16 protein-coding genes are annotated in these 18,118 nt (G+C 57.4%); 4 read left to right on the plus strand and 12 right to left on the minus strand.

Annotation, left to right across the window (positions count from 1 at the left end; all coding sequences use genetic code 11):
* The 5 genes from ACR0BU_RS08820 to ACR0BU_RS08840 all read right to left on the minus strand — a co-directional run bounded on the left by ACR0BU_RS08820 (window position 1) and on the right by ACR0BU_RS08840 (window position 5,523).
* Window positions 1–1,305 (minus strand): pyruvate dehydrogenase complex dihydrolipoamide acetyltransferase, encoded by a 1,305-nt coding sequence (locus ACR0BU_RS08820; protein ID WP_480736873.1) that lies wholly within the window; start codon window positions 1,303–1,305, stop codon window positions 1–3.
* Window positions 1,306–1,319: 14 nt separating this feature from the next.
* On the minus strand, window positions 1,320–2,690 hold the full coding sequence (locus ACR0BU_RS08825) for a pyruvate dehydrogenase complex E1 component subunit beta (RefSeq protein WP_480736874.1): 1,371 nt from the start codon (window positions 2,688–2,690) through the stop codon (window positions 1,320–1,322).
* A 15-nt stretch (window positions 2,691–2,705) separates the two neighbouring features.
* Window positions 2,706–3,695, minus strand: a complete 990-nt coding sequence (pdhA, locus tag ACR0BU_RS08830) for a pyruvate dehydrogenase (acetyl-transferring) E1 component subunit alpha (protein WP_298936060.1) — start codon at window positions 3,693–3,695, stop codon at window positions 2,706–2,708.
* A 175-nt stretch (window positions 3,696–3,870) separates the two neighbouring features.
* On the minus strand, window positions 3,871–4,170 hold the full coding sequence (locus tag ACR0BU_RS08835) for an FtsB family cell division protein (RefSeq protein WP_298936058.1): 300 nt from the start codon (window positions 4,168–4,170) through the stop codon (window positions 3,871–3,873).
* Window positions 4,171–4,332: 162 nt separating this feature from the next.
* The gene (locus ACR0BU_RS08840) at window positions 4,333–5,523 is read right to left on the minus strand and encodes a phosphoglycerate kinase (RefSeq protein ID WP_480736875.1); all 1,191 of its coding nucleotides are present in this window, start codon (window positions 5,521–5,523) and stop codon (window positions 4,333–4,335) included.
* Between the two features lie 134 nt (window positions 5,524–5,657).
* Here ACR0BU_RS08840 and ACR0BU_RS08845 point away from each other — a divergent pair, with 134 nt between their 5' ends.
* Window positions 5,658–6,164: a peptidylprolyl isomerase gene (locus tag ACR0BU_RS08845; RefSeq protein ID WP_298936054.1), complete on the plus strand. Its 507-nt coding sequence runs from the start codon at window positions 5,658–5,660 to the stop codon at window positions 6,162–6,164.
* The gene (locus ACR0BU_RS08850; protein ID WP_299076066.1) at window positions 6,157–6,714 is read left to right on the plus strand and encodes a peptidylprolyl isomerase; all 558 of its coding nucleotides are present in this window, start codon (window positions 6,157–6,159) and stop codon (window positions 6,712–6,714) included. The genes ACR0BU_RS08845 and ACR0BU_RS08850 overlap by 8 nt, the downstream gene beginning before the upstream one ends.
* Before the next feature lie 123 nt (window positions 6,715–6,837).
* Here the strand turns inward: ACR0BU_RS08850 and ACR0BU_RS08855 are convergent, their stop codons facing one another.
* The 7 genes from ACR0BU_RS08855 to ACR0BU_RS08885 form a co-directional block, all read right to left on the minus strand.
* On the minus strand, window positions 6,838–8,127 hold the full coding sequence (locus tag ACR0BU_RS08855) for a hypothetical protein (RefSeq protein WP_480736876.1): 1,290 nt from the start codon (window positions 8,125–8,127) through the stop codon (window positions 6,838–6,840).
* A gap of 208 nt (window positions 8,128–8,335) precedes the next feature.
* Window positions 8,336–9,025 carry an aquaporin Z gene (gene aqpZ, locus ACR0BU_RS08860; RefSeq protein ID WP_299076060.1) on the minus strand — a complete coding sequence of 230 codons (690 nt, stop codon included), beginning with the start codon at window positions 9,023–9,025 and terminating at the stop codon, window positions 8,336–8,338.
* A gap of 187 nt (window positions 9,026–9,212) precedes the next feature.
* Window positions 9,213–10,022, minus strand: coding sequence for a M90 family metallopeptidase (locus tag ACR0BU_RS08865; RefSeq protein ID WP_480736877.1), 810 nt, complete (start codon window positions 10,020–10,022; stop codon window positions 9,213–9,215).
* Between the two features lie 132 nt (window positions 10,023–10,154).
* Window positions 10,155–10,655, minus strand: a complete 501-nt coding sequence (locus ACR0BU_RS08870) for a bactofilin family protein (RefSeq protein ID WP_120632856.1) — start codon at window positions 10,653–10,655, stop codon at window positions 10,155–10,157.
* Window positions 10,645–11,970, minus strand: coding sequence for a M23 family metallopeptidase (locus ACR0BU_RS08875; protein WP_299887303.1), 1,326 nt, complete (start codon window positions 11,968–11,970; stop codon window positions 10,645–10,647). The genes ACR0BU_RS08870 and ACR0BU_RS08875 overlap by 11 nt, the downstream gene beginning before the upstream one ends.
* Window positions 11,971–12,146: 176 nt before the next feature.
* Window positions 12,147–12,965: a ferritin-like domain-containing protein gene (locus ACR0BU_RS08880; protein ID WP_480736955.1), complete on the minus strand. Its 819-nt coding sequence runs from the start codon at window positions 12,963–12,965 to the stop codon at window positions 12,147–12,149.
* 87 nt (window positions 12,966–13,052) lie between these two features.
* A complete protein-coding gene (locus ACR0BU_RS08885; protein WP_298936043.1) occupies window positions 13,053–13,514 on the minus strand; it encodes a peroxiredoxin in 462 nt (153 codons plus the stop codon).
* A gap of 68 nt (window positions 13,515–13,582) precedes the next feature.
* Here ACR0BU_RS08885 and ACR0BU_RS08890 point away from each other — a divergent pair, with 68 nt between their 5' ends.
* Entirely contained in the window at window positions 13,583–16,972 is a 3,390-nt protein-coding gene (locus ACR0BU_RS08890) for a YhdP family protein (RefSeq protein WP_480736880.1), read from the plus strand.
* Between the two features lie 44 nt (window positions 16,973–17,016).
* Window positions 17,017–18,063, plus strand: a complete 1,047-nt coding sequence (queA, locus tag ACR0BU_RS08895) for a tRNA preQ1(34) S-adenosylmethionine ribosyltransferase-isomerase QueA (RefSeq protein ID WP_480736881.1) — start codon at window positions 17,017–17,019, stop codon at window positions 18,061–18,063.
* Window positions 18,064–18,118 lie beyond the last annotated feature (55 nt).

The following is an 18,118-nucleotide window of genomic DNA, read 5'->3' on the forward strand; positions in this document are numbered from 1 at the left end:
TTAGGCCAGCATGACCATCGGGTTTTCCAGATTGTCGACTATGGCCTGCAAAAGCTGTGCGCCAAGCGCGCCGTCGATGACCCTGTGATCGACCGACATTGTCACGGACATGATGGTTGCAACAGTCAATTCTCCATCGTCGCCAACAACGGGTTTCTTTGCGCCAGTACCGACCGCCAGAATCCCCGCATGTGGTGGGTTCACAATGGCGTCGAAATTGTCGATGCCGAACATGCCCAGGTTTGAGACCGCGAAAGTGCCGCCCTGATATTCATGCGGCGCCAGTTTGCGTTCGCGCGCGCGACCTGCGAGGTCTTTCATCTCGGTTGAGAGTGCAGACAGCGATTTTGTGTCGGCGTCCTGCAAGACCGGAGCGAACAGACCGCCCTCGATTGCTACAGCGACGGCCACATCCGAGGGCTTCAGTTGCAGCACCCGGTCGCCTGCCCAAACGGCATTGCATTCGGGCACCTGTTGCAGCGCGTTGGCGACGGCCTTGATGATGAAGTCATTGACGCTCAGCTTCACGCCGCGGACTTCGAGTTGTTTGTTCAACTGGCTGCGGAACTTCAGCAGCGCGTCCAGCTTGATATCGCGGCGCAGGTAGAAGTGTGGGATGGTTTGCTTGGCTTCGGCCAGACGGGCGGCGATGGTTTTGCGCATCCCGTCCAGCTTGACCTCTTCGTACTCTCGGCCTTCGTACATCCGCGCGACCATATCCGCCGAAGGACCAGTCGGGGCCGCGGCCGCGGCGGGTGCTGCTGCCACGGGTGTAGGCGTGGCAACAGGTGTCGTTGCTGTTGCACCCTCTACATCGGCCTTGACGATCCGGCCATGTGGGCCCGAACCAGCAATCTGAGCAAGGTCGAGACCTTTCTGGGCAGCAATTCGGCGCGCCAGAGGCGAAGCAAAGATACGGTCGCCATCGGCTTTGACCGGAGCGGCGGGGGCAGGGGCGGGCGCCTCGGACACCGCTGGCGCGGCAGCCTCGTTGCCCGCGGCGGCTGCGGGTGCAGCCGCTGGGGCTTTGGCAGGTGCGGCGCCAATATCATCAGCGCTTTCGCCGTCTTCCAGAAGGATTGCGATGGCAGTGTTGACCTTGACCCCTTCAGAACCTTCGGGGATCAGGATCTTGCCGACGACGCCTTCGTCAACCGCCTCGAACTCCATCGTGGCCTTGTCGGTTTCGATCTCGGCCAGAAGGTCACCGGACGAGACGGTGTCGCCCTCCTTGACCAGCCATTTGGCAAGCGTGCCTTCTTCCATTGTCGGTGACAGTGCGGGCATCAGAATTTCAGTAGGCATCTGTCTGTCGCTCCTTACCGGTAGGTCACTTGTTTGACTGCGGCGATCACCTCATCAGTGGTCACCAGAGCCAGTTTTTCCAGGTTTGCGGCATAGGGCATTGGCACGTCCTTGCCGGTGCAGTTGATGACGGGGGCGTCGAGATAGTCAAACGCTTCCTGCATCACGACGGATGAGATATAACTACCGACCGAGCCTTGAGGCCAGCCTTCTTCGACCGTCACCAGACGGTTGGTTTTCATGACCGAATTGATGATCGCGCCGGTATCCATCGGACGGATGGTGCGCAGGTCGATCACCTCGGCACTGATCCCGTCTTCGGCCAGTTTGTCGGCAGCCTCAAGCGCGAACTGCATGCCGATGCCAAAGCTGACAACGGTCACGTCCGACCCTTCGCGCCAGATGCGGGCCTTGCCCAGCGGGATCGTCAAGTCATCCACCTGTGGCATGTCGAAAGACCGGCCATATAGGATTTCATTTTCCAGGAAGATGACCGGGTTGGGGTCACGAATGGCAGATTTCAAAAGGCCTTTGGCATCCGCCGCCGAATAGGGCGCGACCACCTTGAGGCCTGGAACCTGCATATACCATGCGGTGTAATCCTGAGAATGCTGGGCCGCCACGCGCGCCGCTGCACCGTTGGGGCCACGGAAAACGATCGGGCAGCCCATCTGACCGCCGGACATATACAATGTTTTGGCGGCTGAGTTGATGATCTGGTCCATCGCCTGCATGGCGAAGTTGAAGGTCATAAACTCGACAATCGGTTTCAGCCCCGCCATTGCGGATCCAACTGCGATGCCGGTAAAGCCGTGCTCGGTAATCGGGGTGTCGATCACGCGCTTTGCACCGAATTCGTCCAGCAAGCCTTGCGAGATTTTATAAGCACCTTGATATTCGGCGACTTCTTCACCCATCAGGTAGACATCTTCGTCACTGCGCATTTCCTCGGCCATGGCGTCGCGCAGGGCTTCGCGGACGGTCTGCTGAGCCATCTCGGCATCTGCAGGCCAATCGGGCGACAGATCAACGACCGGCGCGGCAGGGGCCGACGCAGGAGCGGTGGCCTCAGCCGCCACAGGGGCGGCATCGGCAACCGCTGCGGCTGCGGGTGCAGCCGCGGGCAGGGCCGAGGCGTCTTCGCCTTCTTCAACCAGAACCGCGATGGGCGTGTTGACCTTGACCCCTTCGGTGCCTTCGGCGATCAGGATTTTGCCAACGATGCCTTCATCGACCGCTTCGAACTCCATCGTGGCTTTGTCGGTTTCGATCTCGGCCATGATGTCGCCCGAGGATACGGTGTCGCCCTCCTTGACCAGCCATTTGGCCAATGTTCCCTCTTCCATAGTGGGTGAGAGTGCGGGCATGAGAATTTCGGTTGCCATGTCTTATTCGTCCTCTCAGGCGTAGATATCTGTCCAGAGCTCATCCAATGACGGCTCGGGGCTTTCTTTCGAGAATTCGGCGGCCTGGTTCACGACCTCTTTGATCTCTTTGTCGATTGCCTTCAGATCATCCTCGGTCGCATGTTTGCCAGACAGCAGCAGTTCGCGCACATGTTCGATCGGGTCGCTGTGTTCGCGGACCTTCTGAACCTCTTCGCGGGTGCGATACTTGGCCGGGTCAGACATTGAATGACCGCGATAGCGGTAGGTTTTGATTTCCAGAATGTAAGGGCCCTTGCCAGAGCGGCAATGTGCAACGGCCTTTTGGCCCGCTTCTTTGACGGCCAGCACATCCATACCATTGACGATTTCACCCGGGATGCCGAACGCCTCGCCACGGTGATAGATGTCTTTGGTCGAAGTTGATCGTTCCTGCGACGTGCCCATTGCGTATTGGTTGTTTTCGATCACGAAGACCACGGGCAGGTGCCAAAGGGCGGCCATGTTGAATGTCTCATAGACCTGACCCTGGTTGGCGGCGCCATCACCGAAATAGGTGAAGGTAACGCCACCGTTTTCTTTATATTTGTCGGCAAAGGCCAGACCCGCACCCAAGGGGACCTGCGCACCGACGATGCCGTGGCCACCGTAGAAATGCTTCTCTTTCGAGAACATGTGCATCGAGCCGCCCTTGCCCTTGGACAGACCGCCAATGCGCCCGGTCAATTCGGCCATAACGCCGCCCGGCTCCATCCCGCAGGCCAACATGTGACCGTGATCGCGATAAGACGTGATGCGCTTGTCGCCTTCCTGGGCGGCAGCCTCGAGGCCAACAACAACTGCCTCCTGTCCGATGTACAGGTGGCAGAACCCGCCGATCAAACCCATCCCATATAGCTGACCTGCCTTCTCCTCGAATCGGCGGATCAGTAGCATTTCGCGGTAATAGGTTTTTAGCTCTTCCGCAGAAACGTTTGGTTTCTTTGTGGTTTTTCGCGCAGCCATCGTGGCGATCTCCCCCTTCCGGACAGATAGTTTAGCTTTAAACTATCTCATAGAGTATTTGAGACAATCTGGCGAGTGGAAATGTGACGCAGCGTCGAAGCCCGCGGTTTCCGGCAGAGCTTAAGGCGTTGGAAGTCTTGAAGGATGTGTCTTAAGATCAACAGGCGGCAGGAGGCTATTGGATAACGATCTCGTCCGCGCGGATCATACCCAGGATCGATCGCGCTTGCTGATCGAGCAGGTCGAGATCCAGATAAGTGTCAGACAAGCGACGCGTCAGGTTTTCCATTTCGGCGATCTCGGCATCAAGCTGAGCCAGGTTGCGCGACAGGGCATCCCGTTCCGCAGCAATCTCGACCCGCCTGAACAGGCCATAGTCGCCTTGCACGGCAGCAAAGGTGAAATACACACCCAGCATGAAAGCCACCGAGAAAAAGACAACTGCGCCCAAACCGGGCCGATGGGAACGGGACACTCTGTTTACCGCCGTATGAAATCTGCCTCAAAAACGTGCCCTTTGCGGGCATCTGTCGGCACTATGTCACAGGTGATTCGCTATGTGAATCCCCTGATTCGCAAAAAGCGCCGAAATGCCTCTTGGCGCTTTGTCGTGATGTGCAAGCATCAGTAGGCCGGGTTAGTGCTCAAGTGCTGCAACACCCGGCAGTGTCTTGCCTTCCATCCATTCCAGAAACGCGCCACCGGCGGTTGAGATGTAGGAAAAATCATGCGCAGCGCCCGAAGCATTCAGGGCAGCGACCGTGTCGCCTCCGCCAGCGACCGAGACAAGTTGACCGGACCGGGTCAGCGCCGCAGCTTTCAGGGCAGCGGCATTGGTGGCGGTGTCAAACGGCTCCAACTCGAACGCGCCCAGCGGGCCGTTCCAAATCAGCGTTTGGCTTTGGGCAAAAACCTCGGTGATCTCGGCAACGCTGTCTGGGCCGGCGTCCAGGATCATGCCGTTATCTGGACATTGGTCGGCAGGCAGTACTTGATGCGGGGCGTTGGCCTCGAATTTCTCTGCGACCACGATGTCACTTGGCAGAACGATTTTGCATCCGGTTTTGTCGGCTTTGGTCAGAATATCTGCCGCCGTATCTTTCATCGCGGTCTCGGCCAGCGAGTTGCCGACGTTGATGCCCTTGGCGACCAGAAAGGTGTTTGCCATGCCGCCGCCGATCACCAGATAGTCGACCTTGTCGATCAGGTTGCCCAGCAGTTCCAGCTTGGTTGAAACCTTGGCCCCACCAACCACCGCTGTCACCGGACGTTTAGGGGCACCCAGCGCACCTTCCAGCGCCTCCAACTCGGCCTGCATCAAACGGCCTGCACAGGATGGCAACAGGCGCGCAATGGCTTCGGTCGAACTGTGGGCGCGGTGCGCGGCCGAGAAGGCGTCGTTGCAGTAGATATCGCCCAACCGGGCCATGCCAGCGGCAAGATCAGGATCGTTTTTCGTCTCGGCTGCGTGAAAGCGGGTGTTTTCCAGCAGCAAAACCTGACCCGGTTGAAGTTCTTCTGCTGCCAGTTCCGCTTCGACGCCGACACAATCAGCGGCAAACAGAACCTGGGCGTTGAAGGCGTTTTCCAGCGTGGGCACCAGTTGCTTCAATGACAGGCTCTCGCGCCGCTCGCCGCCGGGGCGTCCAAAATGGGCCAGCAGGATCGGTTTGCCGTCCGCCGCAAGAATGTCACGCACGGTTGGCACGATGCGCTGAATGCGGGTGGCATCCGTCACAGCCCCATCCACGACCGGCACATTAATGTCGACGCGCACCAGCACGCGTTTGCCGTTCAGGTCGATATCGTCCAGCGTTTTCCAGCTCATCGCGTGATCCCTAAGTGTTGAAACTGATTTAGGCGGTTCTTTTCCTGCATTTTGCCCTCAGGTCAATGCGTCACTTGGCATTCGTGCGCGTGCGTCATAGGTATTTGCGCAAGATAAAACGACAGGAGGGCCTCATGGCCGAGATCAAGGATCCCGAAAACACAATCATCGTCGAACTGAGTGGTGGCAATGTCATCATCGAACTGTTGCCGGATGTAGCACCGCAGCACAGTGCACGGATGAAAGAGCTGGCACGTGCAGGTGAATATGACAACGTGGCGTTTCACCGTGTGATTGACGGGTTCATGGCGCAGACCGGTGACGTACAGCACGGCGACATGGAAGACGGGTTCAATCTGCGCATGGCTGGCACCGGTGGATCGTCACTGCCAAACGTTCCGGCCGAGTTCTCGAAGCTGCCACATGACCGGGGCACATTGGGCGCCGCACGCTCGCAAAACCCGGATTCGGCCAATTCGCAGTTCTTTATCAACTTCAAGGACAACCATTTCCTGAATGGTCAGTACACGGTCTATGGTCGTGTGATCGACGGGATGGAGCATGTGGATGCCATCGTTAAGGGTGAGCCACCAGCGAACCCGGATCGTATGATTAGCGTCAAGGTGGCCGCAGATGCATAAGCTGGCCGCTGTTTTTGCCCTGCTGGCCAGCCCCGCGCTGGCCACGGGTCTACAGATCGAGGTCGAGGGTGAGGGCGCCAACGGCACGATCACAATCGACCTGTTTGATGACGTCGCCCCGAAACATGTCGAGCAAATCTCGGCATTGGCAACCGAAGGCCAGTATGATGGCGTCGTCTTTCACCGCGTGATCGAAGGCTTCATGGCCCAGACCGGGGATGTGGAATTCGGCGATCAATCCGCTGAAAACTTTAATATTAACAACGCTGGTCGCGGCGGATCCGCTCGTGCAGATTTGCCGGCTGAATTCTCGGACGTCACCTTTGATCGTGGAGTTGTCGGGATGGCGCGGTCGCAAGATCCCAACAGCGCCAATTCGCAGTTCTTCATCATGTTCGAACCAGGCCCGTTCTTGGACGGCCAATACACGGTTGTTGGTCAGGTCACCGAGGGAATGGATGTCGTTGATGCAATCAAACGTGGCGAAGGTCAGAACGGCGCGGTTGTCGGTCAGCCGGATGTGATGAAAAAGGTCACCGTCACAGAATAAACTTTAAGAACCCGGCGCCAATGGATGCGGCGGGTTCTAACTTGTCTGCCTGCTTGATGGTGACCGCACTTTTCCGGCAGAATTGATCCGCCCAAAGCCAGCGACGTTGACCAAAGCCCGGCGTCAGTTCACCTTCTCTGATGTCCGAGGTTCTGATCTGGACACGCTGTTTTTGATCCGTGCCAGCAATCCATTTTCGTTAATGTAGCGCTGATAGGCGCGGTAGGATGGCGCTTGTGACAGGCATCGTTCCTCGTGCCATGCGCGCAGGAAATAGATGGCATTCACACCCAGCAAAGCGATGCAATTGGCAACGCCCGCCCAGAAATCCACCGCGATGAAGGGGATCGAAACCAGCCACCAGCTGATGTTCTTGCTGATGTAAGATGGATGTTTGCTGATATTGTAGGGGAAGTCACAGGCGAGCCCCCGATATGTGAGGTTCGAAAACCTTAGGCCCATACGAGCTGCCGTCAGGCAATACATCCCCAAAAAGAACAGGATTGTGCTGCCCCAGATCGTATAGGCGACCGGGTAATTCCAAAGCCATGCGCCCCAGGCGAAATCGTCCTGAACATAGTTGAAGTAGTCTCGGGACAGGACTTGCCAGAATGGGGAATAGCAGATTATGCAAACCAGCCACCCTGAAACCGTGGTTTCGGTCCAGCGGATATGGGAAATCAATAGGCGCGTAGCAGTTGCATATCCTATGACAACAACGGTCAGGTCCAGGAAGAACGAAAACCTGAAAAGATACTCGTAGACTTCTGGAAACCCCGAGGCATCCCAAAGCGATCTGGACTGGAAAAACGTCCAGTCATAAACCAGATAACAGAACATCAGCGGCAGAAAGAACCCTTTGACGCCAAGGCCCAGCAGATAGACTTTCAAACCTCGCGCCTTGGTGGATTGGCGGCCCATGGTCAGGACAACCTGCCCAAGATGCCACATCCCGTCACGTGGGTGACGCATCATGAAATGAACCGATGTCACAACGGCCAAAACGACGCCCAGGATAAGCCCCCAATAGTCTGCCAATAGCGAGAAGAAAGGCGTGTACCAGTCGCCCCGGTACAGATCAGCCGACCAGTAGAGCAGCGCCAACAGGGCAGCGCTTGTGATCAATCCAACCAGCTTGATCTGAAAATCCCGAATATAGGTGGGGTCGGAAAAATTACGCAACCTGTAGACCAGACCGCTGCCCGGCAATCGATGCAGTTTGGCAAAGTAGAATTCGGACAACGCCATCAGACCGAAGACGGACAAGGCAAATAACACGGTTTGATCCCGGTCCGAAACACTCGGCATATCCGGCCACAGGTAGTGAAGAACCGGGATGCTGATCACAGCCACCAGACCGGTTGTTGCCGGGATCGCGGACGCGGGGCGTTTGAAACCAGTGCGGGATTTCATGAATTCGAACTCGTATACATATGGCCTGATTTTCGTGGCTTTTTACTGGAATTCAACCGGCCAATTCAGCAGTGCCGGAATCTTACACGATGTGTGACCTGCGAATTTCGAACGTTGCAACCTTGGTCGCACAAGGACCGGTCGGATCGACGCAATACAAACACGGTAGTCGACGCAACCGACATAGTTGCGCCTTTGAGTGGCTGTTTTACTTGTCTGCCGACATGATTTTCCAGATCACCGCGCCCAAGGCGCCACCGATTAGCGGAGCGACCCAGAACAGCCAAAGCTGCGATAGAGCAGGTCCATCGGCAAACAATGCCACGCCAGTCGATCGCGCCGGGTTGACCGAGGTGTTCGTCACTGGAATCGATACCAGATGGATCAGCGTTAACCCAAGTCCGATGGCGATTGGGGCGAACCCGGCCGGTGCTTTGTCCGATGTTGCACCCAGAATGATGAGAATAAAGAACGCGGTCATCACGATTTCGATCACCAGCGCAGACAGCATCGAATAGCCCTCGGGCGATGCGTCCCCATACCCGTTTGAGGCGAAACTGCCGACCCCGATAAAGTCCGGTGCACCGCTAACGATCAGGTACAGAACCGCCGCTGCTGCCATAGAGCCAAATACCTGAGCCGCCCAGTAGGGGATCAAATCCTTGGCTGGAAACCGTCCACCGATCATCAGGCCAAGGCTGACCGCCGGGTTGAAGTGACCGCCCGAGATATGACCGACTGTGTACGCCATAGTCAGAACCGTCAGGCCAAATGCCAAGGACACACCCAGCCATCCGATCCCGACATCAGCGACGCCCGCCGCAAGTACCGCACTGCCACAGCCCCCAAGGACCAGCCAGAAAGTGCCGAAGAACTCGGCCATGAGTTTGGAAGACATGAAAACTCCTAAGTCAAAACAGTCTTATGAAATTGTGCAACAAGACTTATCTTATGTCAGATTGGCGCGAATGGGGAATTTCGATTGATGTTTTGTCACATGCCAACTGGCTCGATGACCAATATCAGTTACCAGCTGACCGCCTTTCGCATGGCCGGCGCCGTTATGCGAAGTATCTTCGGACGGGCTAAACCCAGGTCGCGGGATCAAGGTGAAAGAGCTTTTCCAGTTGTTCGTAGACTTCCGGGTTCTCTTGTTTTAACGCCTGCGGTTTCTCAAAAAACACTTCGACGGCTACGGCAAAGAACTCTTCATGACCCTCTGCGCCATAGGGGTCGATAACAACTGGTTGCCCGGTTTCAACAGCGCGTACATGGGCATTGTAAGCTGTCAGAAAGACATTCTCCCATTCATCAAAGCTCTGTCCGCGGCTTAGAACGGGGACGCCATTTGTGCTGCCAGATAGATCGTCGATTTGATGCGCAAACTCATGAAAGACAACATTTTGGCCATCATGGTCATTCATCGCGCCTTGCTGACTGTGCGCCCAGGACAGGATCACCGGGCCGCGATTCCAGCTTTCACCGGTCCTTATGACTTCCTTCTCGGTCACGACATACCCGCTGTGTTTGCTTTGCCGGGATTTGAAGGCATTGGGATAAATCAAAATGGTCGTCAGGTTGTCGTACCACATATCATTGTTGGCCACGAGAAGACTCGCCTGTGCAGCAATCGACAGCTGCATCTCTTCTGTGACCTCCAGACCGTCACAACCGAAAAAGTTCACTTGATCCAGAAACAGGTTTACCTTTCCATCCAGCTTGGCGCGCAGGTCCGGCGGTAACCGTCGCACAATGGGAACGTGGCTTTCGATGAGGTCGCTTTGATACGTCGTCAGCGGAGCAGCCAGCAACGACTTACGCGCTTGCGACTTGGACCATTGGCGAAAGATCAGGGCCCCGGCGATCAGTGCGACAATTGTAAGAAAAATCAACATAGGGGAATTCTATCTGTATCAGACCCGAGTTGGAACTCTGATCACGTATCGACCTGCTCGTGGCAGCTTACCCCAACAAGAAACGCCGCAGGCTGACCTGCGGCGTTTGAATTTCTGTTGTTATGAAAGAACTTACTGTTTGACTTCGGCCGCCGGGTTGGCACCCGGTTTCGAGCTGCGGCCGGGGTTCAGCGGATCATCCTGACGCTGGACGGAGCCTTCAAAATGCGCGCCGCTTTCGATGGCGATGGTCTTGTGGATGATGTCGCCTTCCACACGTGCGGTAGAGGTCAGGCGCACTTTCAGGCCACGTACCCGGCCCACGATACGGCCGTTTACAACAACGTCATCCGCGGTGACTTCGCCTTTGATGGTTGCGGTTTCACCGATTGTCAGCAGGTGGGCGCGGATATCGCCTTCAACCGTGCCTTCAACCTGAATGTCGCCGGTTGTCTTTAGGTTGCCTGTGATGTGCAGGTCCGAGGACAAAACCGATGCGGGGGGCTTTGGCTTGGGCGCGGTGCTGGCCTTCGGTTCTGCCGGTGCTGGTGCCGCCGGAGTCGCCGGGGCAGCCGGTTTTGTTGCCTCAGCCTCTTTGGATCCGGGCTCGTTGATTTTGCTCTTAGAAAACATTTCTCGCAGCCTTGATGTAAGTCATTGGGTTAACAGGTTTTCCGTTCACGCGCACCTCATAGTGAAGATGCGTGCCGGTCGACCGTCCGGTGCTACCCATATCAGCAATATGATCCCCGCGCGAGACCCTTTGACCGACCTTTACGTTGATCTTGGTGTTATGAGCGTAAAGTGTCTCAATTCCAAACGCGTGTTTGATCTTGACCAGCCGTCCGAAGCCCGATTGCCAGCCTGCATGTGACACTACACCATCAGCTGTCGCGAAGATGTCGGTGCCCTGCGCACCGGCGAAATCTGCGCCGTTATGCATGCGCCGTCCGCCAGTTTTGGGGTCGCGCCGTGTGCCATATCCGCTGGTAAAGCGAACGGCGGCCCGAACGGGGCTGGCAAAAGGCGCTTTTTCTGCTGCGAGACGATAGAGGTTCAACTGATCCATCTGCTGCAGCAGTGTGTTGGCGCGGATCTCATCTGCGGACAGCTCTTCTCCGCGTGTGCTGAACGTTAAAGGGGTTAACGGACCGCCAATACCGCTATATCCGCGCCGGACCTCTTCGATGATACGATCTGTGGGCATGCCAGCCTGCCGGAACATTTTGTCTAATGGTTCGACCGAGATAACCATGGCCTCTTCCAGCTGACGGAAAATCTCGTCGCTGCGTTCCTGCATCAGTTGGATTTCGAGCTCGAGATCGTCGCGCTGATCCAAGGCGTTCTGCGCGTTTGCGGCGATCTGGTCACGCTCTTCGGCAGTGCGCGCCAGCGCTTCGGTCATGAATTCCATCTGGACAGGATTGGCGACGGCAGCCTGATACAAGTCCGCGCCTTCAGCGTCTTGTTGCAACTCTGCCAGTTCGGTCCGAACTGCCTCACGCTGCTTCATCGTCGCGCGCAAAGTGGTTTGGATCACTTCGATCCCGGTTTCCAGCTCGCGGCGGCGGTTTTCCGATGCCAGAAGTTCGGACTGCATCACTGAGATCTGGTCCAGCGCGGCGTTGAACCGATCTTGTGCGGCCAGTGCCTCATGCGCTCGTGCATCGCGTTCTGTCGACAACACATTCAGGCGCTCTTGATAGGTCGCTTGATCCCGTTTCGCTTGTTCGCGGAAATTTCCCGACCCGATACTGTCCATCAGCAGGATCGCTGTTGCGACTGCAGTCCAACCCACGATCACGGCGACACCTGCCACCGCAAAAAACTGAGTTTCCGAACTGAGACGTATAAACCGCGTGTCCTGATCCGATTTCAGGAACACACGACGTTCTGGAAATTGCCGTTCTAGTAGTGAGTGTAGTTTTATTGCCAGACGTGTTCTCACGCGCCTCACCTTTCATCCCCAAGATCGGGACCGGTCGTGAGTGGTTCGCCGCCCCTTGGGCGGACTGCATAAAGGGGCAGCCGCGTTCGGGCAAGTTTGTTGACTAATATGGGTCTGAGAACAGGCAATTCCCGCGCGTCATCGGCGAGAAGTTGCCGAAACCAACCTAAAAAGGATCACTTTGAGACTGAGCCGGGCGCGGGCACATCTTCGGTCAGAGGCCAGTAAAAATCTGGCGGCAGGCCCGCCTCGGCGCGTTTCTCTTCGTTGAAAGGCGGTTTCAGCTGCCCGTGAAAGTAGCGGCGGACCAGTTGATGAAACACTTCTTTCGGGTCCAGATTTTCGCGCCCGCACAGGAAATGAAACCATTTCGATCCATAGGCAACATGCCCGACCTCTTCGGCGTAGATCAATTCCAGCGCGGCGATCGCGTGTTCGGCCTTTGCGTTGCGAAATATGTCGATCATGCCGGGTGTTACGTCCAAACCCCGAGCTTCAAGAACCATAGGTACTACGGCAAGCCGCCCCATCAGATCTTCGGCAGTATCTTCTGCGGCGCGCCACATTCCGGCATGGGCGGGCAGGGCGCCATAGTGGCTACCCATCTGATCCAGGCACTCGCACACCATCTCAAAATGGCGCGATTCCTCTTCGGCGCATTTGACCCAATCGTCATAGAACCCGATGGGCATCGGGACATGACCAAAGCGGGCGATGATATCCCAATGCAGATCGACAGCATTCAGCTCGATGTGTGCCACGGCGTGCAGCAGCGCGATACGCCCGGCGTCTGTACCGGGGCGGCGTCTCGGGACATCACGCGGGGACAGCAATTCAGGTTTGTCTGGGCGCGCCGGATTCAACGGTGGTGCTGCGGTGCCAACCTCAATCTCGGGCGCGTCGCCCTTGCGCGCCGCAAACCATGCAGCGGCGTGGCGCTTGGATAAGGCGGTCTTGGCCCGCCCATCCGCGGTTGTCAGGACCTCAGTTGCCATCTCGGTCAGTGTTAAAGCCACGGGTTTGCTCCGCCTGTCATTGGTCTGGGTGCGGCATAAACCGGATGGCAACCCAGGTCGAGGGCGTTACAGCGCTTTGACCGCCTCCAGCACCGCGTCCACATGACCAGGCACTTTCACTTTGCGCCAGACATTTGCGATGCGGCCTTCGCCATTGACTACGAACGTCGACCGTTCGATCCCCATCGACTTGCGGCCATACATATTCTTTTCGACCCACACTCCGTAATCCTCGCAGACGGTCGAGTTCTCGTCCGATAGCAACGGCGTGGTCAGCCCATGTTTGGCGACGAATTTGTCATGTTTGGTCACGCTATCGCGTGAGATGCCAAAGACCTTGGCACCTGCATCGGCAAAGGCTTGAAGTTGCTCTGAGAAACCGATGGATTCCTTGGTGCAGCCCGGCGTATCATCACGGGGATAAAAGAACAAAACGACGGTACCGCCGCGCAGGTCCGATAAGGTCACTTCGCCGCCGCCGTCGCGGGGTAGTGTGAAATCAGGGGCGATGTCTGAGACGTCAGGCATTGGAAACTCCGCTAAAGATTCTTATAGGCTGCCCGATATCATAGGGCGGCACGGGCAGGTTGAAAGGCGTGGACACCAAATTGGCGCAGCAGGAACATGACGGGGGCGAACAGCCGGGTAAATCCCCGCGTCGTCGGTCGCGCCGTCGCACTGCGGGAATTTGGACCATGCGCGGCGTGTTGTTGCTGGTTTTTCTGGCCCTATTCGCGGGTTTCATGGTCATTGGCCAGCGCATGCACGCGCCTGCCTGGCTGCGAGACCGGGTCGAAGCGCGGCTGGAGCAAACGCTTGGCGGTCTGCAGATCCGTTTCGGCGATGTCAGCTTTGTCATTCACGAAGGGTGGCGGCCCCGTCTGAGGTTAACGGATGTCAGCATCAGCGACGCAGCAGGACAGCAGATTGCGCAAGTGTCCGATATGCGGGCCAGCCTTGCCATGCGTCCCTTGCTGCGGGGCCACGTCAGGCCGAAGCGCATTATCCTTAGCGGGGCACAGGTTGCCCTGACGCGCGGAAAAGACGGCGCGCTGACGCTGACCGTCGGCGCCGGAAGTGCGCCGGTGCGAGAAGCGCCAAACTTGGCGCAGCTGATCGAGACCTCGGATCAGGTCTTTCTGTCCGAAAACCTGTCCGCACTGACATCGGTGGAACTGGATGCGATTACCTTAGACTATCGCGATCTTCGGCTGGAACGATCCTGGGTTCTGGATGGCGGGCATATATTGGTAACCCGCAGCGCCAGCGAAATGCGGTTGGCGACGGGGTTTTCCGTTCTGGCTGGGCGTGATTACGTCAGCACGATCGAGGCAAATTACACCAGCGTTCTGGGGTCCCCCGCCGCGCGGTTCGGGGTTTCAATCACGGATCTGCCGGCAGAAGACATTGCCGGTCAAAGCCCTGCGCTGGGTTGGTTGCAGGTGCTGAGAACGCCGATTTCAGGCGCGTTGCGCGGCAGTATTGATGGCAAAGGCGCCGTCGGGCCATTGTTTGCCACGTTGAATCTTGGCGCTGGCGCAGTGCAACCAAATCCGGAAACCCGTCCCGTCCCCTTTGAATCTGCGCGCACATATTTCACGTATGATCCGCGCCGTCAGGCGCTCGATTTTAACGAGGTTTCCGTAAAGTCCGCTTGGGGGTCGGTGCAGGCCGAAGGCACTGCGTTCCTGGCTGGGGTCGAGGACGGCATCCTTGACAGTTTGGCGGCACAGCTGCGTTTAACCGGCATTAATGTAAACCCGGCAAAACTGTTTCCCGAGGCCCTTCAGCTGTCTCAGGCGGATCTCGACTTCAAGATGGAGTTTGCGCCCTTTCAGCTGCACCTTGGGCAAATGACCGTCTACGACACGGATCACACCGTGCGTGCGTCGGGTAATCTGACGGGGCGGCCAGACGGCTGGGCTGTTCAGCTGGATGCCCATCTGGATGGCATGTCATCGGAACAGGTTTTGGGATATTGGCCCGAGCGTCTGGCCCCAAAGCCACGCGAATGGGTTACAGAAAACCTGTACGAAGGCGACCTCTCGGACATGGATTTCGCCTTGCGGCTAGAGCCCGGAGGCAAACCAGATATCTATCTGGATTTCGGGTTCGAAAAAGCCAAGATCCGATTTGCCAAAACGCTGCCTCCGATCGTTGGGGCACAGGGGCAGGCCAGCCTGATCAATGGCAGATTTACCGCAACAGCCGAAAACGGGGTGGTTCAGGCCGATCAGGGCGGCGGGGTAGATGCGTCGGGGACGTCTTTTATTATTCCAGATACCGATATCAAAAAATCCGCACCAGCGATTGCGCGGATCAGGGCAAAAGGCAGCGTAACGGCTGCGTTGTCGTTGCTGGACAGACCTCCGCTGGAACTGCTGACCAAAGCCAACTTGCCGGTCGATCTAGCTGATGGGTCGGTGTCTTTGTCCGGAACACTGTCACTACCGTTGAAAAAGGGCCTGAAGTTTCAGGACACAGAATTCCACTTCGATGGCGATCTGGGGAATTTGAACAGCGGCCGACTGGTGCCAGGGTTTACGGTCAGTGCCGACATGCTTGATCTTAGCGGGGATCAGACAGGTGTTCAGATTGAAGGTGAGGGACTGTTCGATGGCGTTCCCATTCAGGCGAAATGGCGGCAACCTATTGATGGAGAGACCGCACAACGCAGCGAACTGACTGGCCAGATCGAGCTATCCCCGCGGTTGATGCAGGCGATTAACGCAGGCTTGCCGCAAGGTATGCTAACCGGGCAGGGCACTGCGGATATCGCCTTGGGGATCGGCGCAGGCGAACCACCCAAGCTATCCGCGTCCTCAGACTTGGAAGGGGTCGCGCTTGCCATTCCTGAATTGGGCTGGCGCAAGACCAACGGCAGCAAAGGAAACCTAACGGCCGAGGCGACATTGGGACAGAGGTTGAGTGTCGACTCGTTGCGGCTGGACGCTGCAGGTCTGCGCACGGCCGCATCTATCTCGTTTCGGGAAGATGGCGGTTTTGACCGCGTCCGTTTCAGCTCGTTCGAGATTGGCGATTGGCTGGCTGTTCCGGCAGAGCTGGTGGGGCGTGGCGCTGCAGTGCCAGACATTCGGATTCTGGGTGGTGTTATAAATCTAGGCCGTGCAACGTTTGCCGAAGGCGGAGGGGCCGGGGACAGCTCGGCAGCCGCCGGGCCAAAACTGGATGTAGCGCTGGATCGATTACAGGTCACTGAAACAGTCGCCTTAACCGGGTTCAAAGGCTCGTTTGCGACCACTGGGGGCATCAATGGCGGGTTTACGGCACAGGTCAACAGCGGAGCCTCTGTTCGCGGGCAGGTTATCCCGCGTGGCGGTCGCAGCGCAGTCACCCTTACGTCCGAGAACGCAGGCGCCGTTCTGCGATCAGCCGGTCTGCTGACGCAAGCACGGGGCGGCGGTCTTGATTTGCAGTTAGAGCCGGTTGGCGCGCCGGGCAGCTATGACGTGATCCTGAAAATCATCAACACGCGCATTCAGGACGCACCGGCCATGGCTGCATTGCTCAACGCCATCAGCCTGATCGGGCTGCTGGATGAGATGGCAGGGCAGGGCATATTCTTCTCGACGATCGAAAGCCGGATGCGGCTCACGCCGACGGAAATCAAGGTGTTGAGCGGCAGCGCCGTTGGCCCTTCTATGGGGTTGTCTTTTGACGGTACCATTGATCCCGTCGCAGGGATGTTGAATTTGCGTGGCGCCATCTCTCCGATCTATCTGGTGAATGCGATTGGCAGCGTGTTCACCCGCAAAGGTGAGGGCATAATAGGTTTCAACTATACGCTGACCGGACCGCTGGATTCGCCGCAAGTGTCCGTGAACCCATTGTCTGGCCTTGCCCCATTGTTCTTGCGAAATCTGTTGCGGGCGCCAGCCCCCACCGTTTCGGACGGACCCAATGCGCAGCCGCAGAAACCTGATGAACCGAAGCGTACTTTCGGATCCCCCCCCAGAGACAACTGACCGGGGATATGGCCGAATCTTTTCCTGCCTAGTATGGCGCATCCATGAAACTCAGCGATTTTGATTTCCAACTTCCCGAAGACCTGATTGCAACGCGGCCCGTCAGCCCGCGCTCGTCCGCGCGCCTTTTGGTGGCGCATGGGGGTGCGATCGCAGATCGTCACGTGTTTGACCTGCCGGATTGGCTGCAGCCCGGCGACCGGTTGGTGTTGAATGACACGCGGGTGATCCCGGCGCGTCTTAGCGGGCGGCGCCATCGGCACAGCGTGCAGGGCGCGGTTTCGGCGGCGATCGAGGCGACTTTGCTGGACCCACGGGCTGATGGGACATGGTCCGCACTGATCAAGCCTTTGAAAAAGGTAAAGCTGGGCGAAGAGATCTTGTTTTCGGACCAGCTCAGCGCGACGCTGGAGCAGGTCAGCGATGGTCAGGCCTATCTGCGCTTCAACCTGACAGATGATGATTTCGACGCCGCGCTGGAACAAGCAGGGGCCATGCCACTGCCACCTTACATCGCCGCCAAACGCCCTGCAGACGACAAAGACAAGATGGACTACCAGACGATCTGGGCGCGCAATTCCGGGGCGGTCGCCGCGCCAACGGCGTCGCTGCATTTCGACGAACCGCTTATGAGCGCTCTGGCCGAGCGCGGTGTCGAAGTCAGCCATGTCACATTACATGTGGGGGCGGGCACGTTTTTACCGGTCAAGGTCGAGGACGTGACCACTCATAAAATGCATGCCGAATGGGGATGTGTCAGCGCGGCGGCAGCCGAAGAAATCCGCGCGACCAAGGCCGCCGGAGGGCGGGTCATTCCGGTTGGTACAACGGCCCTGCGCCTGATCGAAAGCGCGGCGCGCGGTGGCGTGATCCAAGACTGGGAAGGCGAAACGGATATCTTTATCTATCCGGGCTTCAAGTTCGCTGTGACCGACGCTTTGATGACCAATTTCCACCTGCCGAAGTCTACTTTGCTGATGCTGGTCTCTGCCCTGATGGGGCAAGAGAGGATGCAAACCGTCTATGCCCATGCGATTGAGCAGAACTATCGCTTCTTTTCTTACGGGGATGCGTCGCTTTTGATCCCCTGAAGGGCGTGTTCACGGGATCGACATTTGGGAATGTCGTAGACAAGCGCGACCAGAG

The sequence above is a fragment of the Ruegeria sp. CK2 genome, from assembly GCF_056536585.1.